The sequence below is a fragment of the Streptomyces atriruber genome (assembly GCF_001418325.1).
Lineage (GTDB): Bacteria > Actinomycetota > Actinomycetes > Streptomycetales > Streptomycetaceae > Streptomyces > Streptomyces atriruber.
Genome location: NZ_LIPN01000544.1, coordinates 1 through 6649 on the forward strand (window position 1 = coordinate 1; position 6649 = coordinate 6649).

The 6649-nt window shown below is 72.7% G+C and carries 6 protein-coding genes and 1 pseudogene; 4 read left to right on the plus strand and 3 right to left on the minus strand.

Annotation, left to right across the window (positions count from 1 at the left end):
- Together AOK03_RS37995 and AOK03_RS38000 are read right to left on the minus strand one after the other, a co-directional pair.
- Positions 1-982: pseudogene (locus tag AOK03_RS37995) on the minus strand (hypothetical protein); the annotation flags it as partial.
- A complete protein-coding gene (locus tag AOK03_RS38000) occupies positions 972-3224 on the minus strand; it encodes a hypothetical protein (protein WP_107098216.1) in 2253 nt (750 codons plus the stop codon). The pseudogene AOK03_RS37995 and the gene AOK03_RS38000, both read right to left, overlap by 11 nt.
- A 167-nt stretch (positions 3225-3391) precedes the next feature.
- On the opposite strand from AOK03_RS38000, the gene AOK03_RS38005 reads away from it, so the two are divergent.
- The 4 genes from AOK03_RS38005 (at position 3392) to AOK03_RS38020 (ending at position 5717) form a co-directional block, all read left to right on the plus strand.
- Positions 3392-3865 (plus strand): SMI1/KNR4 family protein, encoded by a 474-nt coding sequence (locus AOK03_RS38005; RefSeq protein ID WP_244177919.1) that lies wholly within the window; start codon positions 3392-3394, stop codon positions 3863-3865.
- A gap of 83 nt (positions 3866-3948) precedes the next feature.
- Entirely contained in the window at positions 3949-4491 is a 543-nt protein-coding gene (locus AOK03_RS38010) for a DinB family protein (protein WP_079075230.1), read from the plus strand.
- A gap of 84 nt (positions 4492-4575) precedes the next feature.
- A complete protein-coding gene (locus tag AOK03_RS38015) occupies positions 4576-5217 on the plus strand; it encodes a hypothetical protein (RefSeq protein WP_055569924.1) in 642 nt (213 codons plus the stop codon).
- A gap of 44 nt (positions 5218-5261) precedes the next feature.
- A complete protein-coding gene (locus tag AOK03_RS38020; RefSeq protein WP_079075231.1) occupies positions 5262-5717 on the plus strand; it encodes an SUKH-3 domain-containing protein in 456 nt (151 codons plus the stop codon).
- Between the two features lie 91 nt (positions 5718-5808).
- Here AOK03_RS38020 and AOK03_RS38025 read toward each other — a convergent pair.
- Positions 5809-6649: S1 family peptidase (locus AOK03_RS38025; protein WP_055569926.1), on the minus strand; the 841-nt coding region annotated here is incomplete at its 5' end.

A 6649-nucleotide genomic window follows, 5' to 3' on the forward strand; every position in this document is an offset into this window, starting at 1 on the left:
CGGCCCGCGCGGCCTCGCCGAGGGTGAGCACCTCCGTCTCCGCGCGACGGCGCAGCTCCGCCTCGTCGGCCGCGTGCGCCGCCGCGAACACTGCCTGGGGGAAGGCGAAGGGGGCGCGGGGGTGGGCGCTCGCGCCGGAACGGTATCGGCGCCGGTGTCCGGAACGTACGAGAAGGGCCGCACCGGTCAGCAGGGCGGCCGCCACGACGGCGGCGACCACGAGCACCGACCACGCGGGTCGGCCGGAGCTCCCGGAGCCACCGTCGGCGCCCGGGCCGTCACCGGCGTGGTCGCTCAGATCGTCGTCCAGCTGCTCGTCCATCTCCTTGGTCGCCTTGTCGTACGTCGCCTTGCCGTCGCCCCGCTCGATGAGGCGGATCGCCTCGGCGGTCAGTTCGGCGAGCCCGGCGTCGTCGAACTCGTCCATGAGGCCGACCGCGCCCACCGCGTCCCTGGCCTGGTGCTTCTGGCCCGGCCACTCGAAGCCGCGGATGTCGTCGTTCCACTCCTCGGTGGTGATGAGGATGCCCTCCTCGCCCCGGTCGCCCAGATGGTCGCGCACGACGGCCGCGAGGGTGTCGGGGTTGCCGCCGAACGCGTCGCCCTTGGCGAGCGGGACGAGCACGACCTTGATCGGGAGCCCGGACTTGCGGATCTGCGCGGCCAGTTCCTTCTGGCGGGCGGGCGGTACGGCGGATTCCGCGTACGAGGGGGCGACGTACACCGGCGAGGTGCGCAGCGCGTCGGCGATCTTCGCACCCGGGCTTGGGGCGGCGTACGCCGGGGCGGCGGTCGCGACCAGCGGGCCGAGGAAGGCGAGGAGGGCGAGGAGCACGAGGACGACGGGAGAGGGGGAGCCGAGCGGAGAGGAGCTGAGGGAAGAGGAGCCGGGGGGAGGGGAGTCGAGGGTTCGTCCGGGCGGCGAGGCGGTGGGGCGTGCGGACGCCGGCTGTGCCGCGCCGCGCTTCAGGTCACTGGACACCGGCGTACTCCCGTACCTTGCGGATGAGTTGGGGGACACCCTTGCGGGCGGCGGGCAGCGGTCCCGCCACGTCCTCGTACGGGACGCGGCCGCCGCCGTTCCGCCCGCGCCCCGGACCGGGCAGGGTGAGGCGGAGCGTGTGGGCGCGGCCGGGATCCTCCGTCACGAAGACGCGGCAGGTGGCGCAGACCGGGAGGGTGCGACGCCTGCTGTCCTCGGGCGCGTACTGGGCCTCGCGCCAGCCGGTGGCGGGCCCGTGCAGCGGGTTCAGCGCGCAGCTCGGCTTGCTGGTGTCGCCGGTCGCGAGGGCGGCGCGGCCCATGCGGGCGAGCGCGACGGCGGCGGCGAGGTCGGCGGGTGGCACGTCGTCGTCCACGCGCCCGTCGGGCCCCGTCGCGTCCCGCCCCGATCCCGCCCGGTCGGCGAGCAGTGTGGCGGTGTCGAGGCAGTCCCATATGCGGGTGCGCAGGGCGGAGGGGAGGGCCGCATCAGGATCGAACTCCCGGGCCAGCGCGCCGAGTTCCTCGCGAGCGGCGTCGCGGAGGTAGGAGGCGGAGGGGGCGGCGGGCGCCTCGAAGGCCACGCCCGCGACGGGCCGCCGCCCGGCGGAGACACCGCGCCGAGCAGCGCGCCGCACCACCCCGAGCACCCCCGCAACGACCCCGAAGACCAGGAGCGCCCCGAACGCGCCGACCATCAGCCCCGGCCAGAAGTCCCCGCTGAACAGGCGGGGCAGCGCGCTCTCCTCGACGGGGTCGGGAGCCGCGTCACCGTAGGAGGAGGTCTCGGGCGGGTCCGTGCGGGGCGCCTTGTCGAGGAACGTCATCAGCCGGTCGAGGCGCTCGCCGAGCCGGTGGTCGTCGGAACGGTCGTCCGAGTCTCCGTACCGGATCGTGTCGGGCACGTCGAAGGCGATCAGGTTCGCGTCGATGCGTACGTGGTACGTGATGACGTCGATCTCACCCGCCAGCGGGTCGGCGACGACGTACACGCCGGGCTTGTCGAGCCGGGCGTGCAGCGCGTCGGTGAAGGCCTCGGCCTCGCCCGCGGACTCGTCCTCGGGCAGCTGCGGAACGAGCGCGACGTACACGGGCCCCCGCTCGAACTCCGCGACCTTCTCCCGGAGTTCGTCCATGCGCCGACCGGAGAGGACCCGGGGGCTCTCGGGGTCGGTGTAGACGGGGTCGCGCCGCAGCCCGTCCACCACGCGCTCGACGCGGGCCGTCATGTCGGCGCCGGTGGGCGGGGGAGCGGCGCTCGACGTGGTCTGGTCGAAGAGGAGGGCGGCGGAGAGGGCGACGAGGCCCGCGAGGGCGGCGGCGACGGACGCCACGACCCACCGGAAGCGGCCGGTAGCGGGCCCGCCCCCCTTGGCAGGCTGCTCGGCACCGACACCGACACCGGCACCGAGGTCGGTGCCGGTAGGTGCGTTGGCAGGCCGACGCGCCCACCACCGCCGTACATACGGAGCGAGCAACAGAACGAGCAGTGGCAGGGCCGCGAGGGCGATGCCGGTCAGGAAGGACTGGTTCCGGCGGTCGGTGGGGCTGATGTGCAGCGGCTCGGGCTCCTTGTAGCCCTCGCCGTAGGGCCCGTGCCCGGCGTACTCCGCCCGAGCGTCCGCCGCATGCTGGGCGGCCTTCTTGCTTCCCTCCGCGATGACCTCGACGAACCGCTCGAAGCTGAGCAGCGGCCCGGCGTCGTACGGAAGTTCGTACTGCTGCACCGTCTGCGCGTCCTCGGCCGGCGCCCGCACGCCGAAGGCACTGGCCGCGGCGACGGAACTGTCGTCGACGAGCACGTAGAGCCCGTCCCGCCCGAGCCGGTCGTGCACGGCCCCGAGCAGCCCCTCGTTCTCCGCACTGGCTCCCGCCCCCGGCAGCACGAGCACGTAGGTCGGCACCCCGGTGCGCTCGGCGAGCTTCGCGAACTCGGGTGCGGTGGAGCGGGGCACGGCACGGGGGAGCTGATCGGTGACGTAGACGGGATCGGAACGGAGATGAGCGGCGAGCGAGGCGGCCCGCCCGGCCTCTCGCGGCGACGGCTCGGGGGCGGCGGCGAGGGCGGGAGCGGCGGCGAGCAGCGGGAGCAGGAGGCAGGCGACGAGGACCGTGGACCGGCGGAGGAGCCCGGCCGCCCCGGACCGGCGAGCAGCCCTCCCCCCGTTGCCGTGGCGAACCCACCCTCCGGAAACGCACCCGGCACCCTTGACTTCCACGGCCACTTCGTCCCCCTCGTCCATTCGGCGCACTTTACTGTCGCGACGAGCCGACGACCACGGGCTACGGAACGCCTCGCGGGTCGGGGGTTCGGCGAGGGCCTGGGCGAGGTTGCCGAATTCCTCGTCGATCCTGCTGGTCGGAGGGTCCCTGGTCGGTGACTGGGTGGCCGGGCGATCATGGGTGCGGGATGGAACTCACCGTTGTCGAGCGGGTGCGGGGGAGGAGCGGGATGTGGCGTGAGTTTGCCGCGGAATTCCCGGATGTGCGGCTGTCCGAAGGGGCGGGCGGCACCGAGGTTCGCGCGATCGAGAGTGGCCTCGGGCAGTCGATTCCCTCCGCTCTGTCCTCACTTCTCCTGGAAACGGACGGAATCGAGGGCGAGTACGGCACGGAAGTCGTCTGGAGCGCGGCGAAGATCCTGTCGCAGAACGCGGAGTTGAGGAGCGACGGGCACTATCGGACGTTGTACATGCCGTTCGATTCCCTGCTGTTCTTCGGGGACAACGGAGGCGGCGATCAGTTCGCCTTCGTACGGACTCCGGAACGCGACGACGTGTTCGTGTGGGACCACGAGACGGACTCCCGGAGGTGGATCTCGCCGCACCTCGAAAGCTACTTGCGGAGTGCTCTTGGGAGTGCGGGCGAGGATTGGTACCGCTGATTCCTTGGCGACGGAGAAGGGCGAGGGCGGCCCGGACGGGGGTTTTCCGCGCGTCGGGTGCCCGGCATCGGCATGATGGCCCGATGTCCGATGAGATCCCCGCCCCCGTGTCCGGCCCCCGCAGAACCGACCCCCCGCACGCCGCCGCCGACGAACGCACCTCGCTCAACGCCTTCCTCCAGTACCAGCGAGAGACCCTCGCGATGAAGTGCGCGGGCCTGACCGCCGAGCAGCTCAAGGAGCAGGCCGTACCGCCCTCGGACATGTCGCTGCTCGGTCTGGTCCGGCACCTGGCGGAGGTCGAGCGGAGCTGGTTCCGCAGCGTGCTGAACGGCGAGGCGTCGAAGGCCCACTGGCAGGGCCGGGTCCCCGGCGAGTACGCCGACTTCGACGTGGCGGACGCGGACCCGGACGAGGCGTTCGAGATATGGCACGCGGAGTGCGCCCGCTCCCGCGCCATCGTGGAGGCCCTGAGCTGCGTGGACTCCCTGGACGTCACCGTCGACTTCCGCGGCGACACGTACTCGCTGCGCTACATCCTCACGCACATGATCGAGGAGTACGCCCGCCACAACGGCCACGCCGATCTGCTGAGGGAGCGGATCGACGGGGCGACGGGGGAGTAGAACCGCCCCGTAGGCTGGCCGACCTGGGCCGACGTGCCCGGGGACGACGACAGACACCGCCCAGGAACGGAGAGGGTGCCAGCCATGGCCCGCTACACACCACCGCAGACCATCGCGCGCGGCGGCTTCAGCATCAAGGTGCCGGAGACATGGTGGGAGTTCGACGTGCGTCCCGAGTCGCGCGACGCCGCCATCCGGCAGATGATCAACGACCGCGTCCGGGCGCGCCCGGAGCTGGCCCCGCACCGGGAGACCTTCGAGGCGTTCCTGCGCAAGGCGTCGAAGGACGCGTGGCAGTCCGGCGCGCTGTACTGCGGCTGCATGGCGGAGAGCTTCGGCGGCGGTACGCCGGTGACGGGCTCGGTCACCGTCTCCCTGGTCGGCGCCCGCACCCCGGATGGCGACGTGCTCCCGACCGACCCGGACCGGATCGTCGCCCAGCTCGGCGTCCGCGAGGCGAAGCGGGAGGGCGACGCATGGCGCAAGGTCACCACGGTCGACATCCCGGGGGTCGGCCCCGCGGCCCGGACGTACGGCATCGAGGACGTCTCCGTACCCGGCGACGAGCGCGTCATCCGCGTCGTCCTCATGCAGACCTTCATCCCGGTCCCCGGCCAGGAGGGCAAGGTCGCCCTGGTCTCCGGCAGCAGCCAGCTCCTCGAACTCGCGGACTCCTTCTTCGACATCTTCGACGCGGTGACGTCCACGTTCCGCTTTGCGGAGTGACGGGTTCGCGGAGTGACGGGTTCGCGGTGTGACGGGTTCGCGGTGTGGCGAGGTCGCGGTGTGACGAGTCCGGCGGGCGTTGGTCCGCGGCGACCGACCGGGTGCTGCGGGCGGTCGGCTGGTCTCCCGGGCGGTCCGTGCCCACGGCCGAGTGGGAGCGGGCCCTGCACGAGCACGGCGGCTTCGAGATCCACGAGGCGGCGCGGCTCTTCCTCGCCGAGTTCGGCGGGCCGGCGTCCGAGGAGCGGGGTCCGGGGCGGACGATGGCCCGCACGGGCTTCCGGCTCGACCCGCTCGCGGCCGAGCGGGACGACGAGATCTTCGACGTCCTCAGCGAGCAAGCCGGGGCGCATCTGTATCCCGTCGGCGAGGCCGACCGCCGGAACACCTACCCGGGCATCGCGCCGGACGGCAGGTTCTACGTCGGCATGGACAGCGTCACGCTGCTCGCCGCGACCGGCGACGAGGCACTGGAGAAGCTCATCGAGGGGATCCGGTGAATCGTGAACCGCGGCCGGAGGGAAGGCGGTCCGGGGCGCCGTCACGGCATGCGCGCCCCCGGGCCGCCCTCCCCGCGGTATCAGTCCTCGGTCAGCGGCGGTTCAGCGCCCGCTTCACCTTCTTGCCCGACGCCGACTCGTCCAGCGTCTTCCACAGCTTCGACGAGCTGAGGGACGTGTAGACGCCGGGGGCACCCTGCGCCCCGCAGCCGTCGCCGTAGGAGACGACGCCGATCAGGATGGGCGCCTCGCGGCCGGGGACCTTGCGGAAGACGGGGCCGCCGCTGTCGCCCTGGCAGGAGTCCTTCGTCTCGACGCCCGCGCAGAAGTTGACCTTCGCGTCGTACTCCTTGTAGCTCGTCCGGCACTCCGCGTGGGAGAGGATCGGGACCTTCACCTGGCGCAGGCGGTCAGGGGTGTGGGTCAGCTCCGTGTCCGTGTTGCCCCAGCCCGCGACCGTCGCCTTCTGGCCCGGGCGGATCAGCGCGTCGGTGCCCTGGGTGGGGAGCGCGACGGGGGAGATGCCGCGGACCGGCTTCTCCAGCTGCAGGAAGGCGACGTCGTACGCCTCCTTGCCCTTGAGGTAGCGCGGGTGCACGACCACGCCGCCCTTGGCGATGTTGCGTATCTGACCCTGCCGCAAGGACAGGACCGTACGGCCCACCGCCACCTGCAGCGTCTTCGGCTTGACCGGCTTGCCCGCGTCGTCGACCAGGCAGTGCGCCGCCGTCACGGCCGTGTCGGGGGTGACCAGGCTCGCGCCGCAGAACTGGCGGTCGAGCGCGCTGCCCGGTCCCTTCGACAGGACCGCCGTCATGAACGGGTAGGCGTCGTTGGAGACTTCGGTGCCGCCGATGATCGCGTGCGCCGCGGGGGCGGAGGTGGCGACCATCGCCAGGGCCGCGCCGGCCGCGGCGAGACCGGCGGCGACG

Bases quoted from the DNA above. Each gene is read 5' to 3' on its own strand.
- AOK03_RS38010 (WP_079075230.1), top strand. From the start codon at position 3,949: ATGTCCGATGAGATCCCCGCCCCCGTGTCCGGCCCCCGCAGAACCGAC.
- AOK03_RS38000 (WP_107098216.1), bottom strand. From the start codon at position 3,224: ATGGACGAGGGGGACGAAGTGGCCGTGGAAGTCAAGGGTGCCGGGTGC.
- AOK03_RS38015 (WP_055569924.1), top strand. From the start codon at position 4,576: ATGGCCCGCTACACACCACCGCAGACCATCGCGCGCGGCGGCTTCAGC.
- AOK03_RS38005 (WP_244177919.1), top strand. From the start codon at position 3,392: ATGGAACTCACCGTTGTCGAGCGGGTGCGGGGGAGGAGCGGGATGTGG.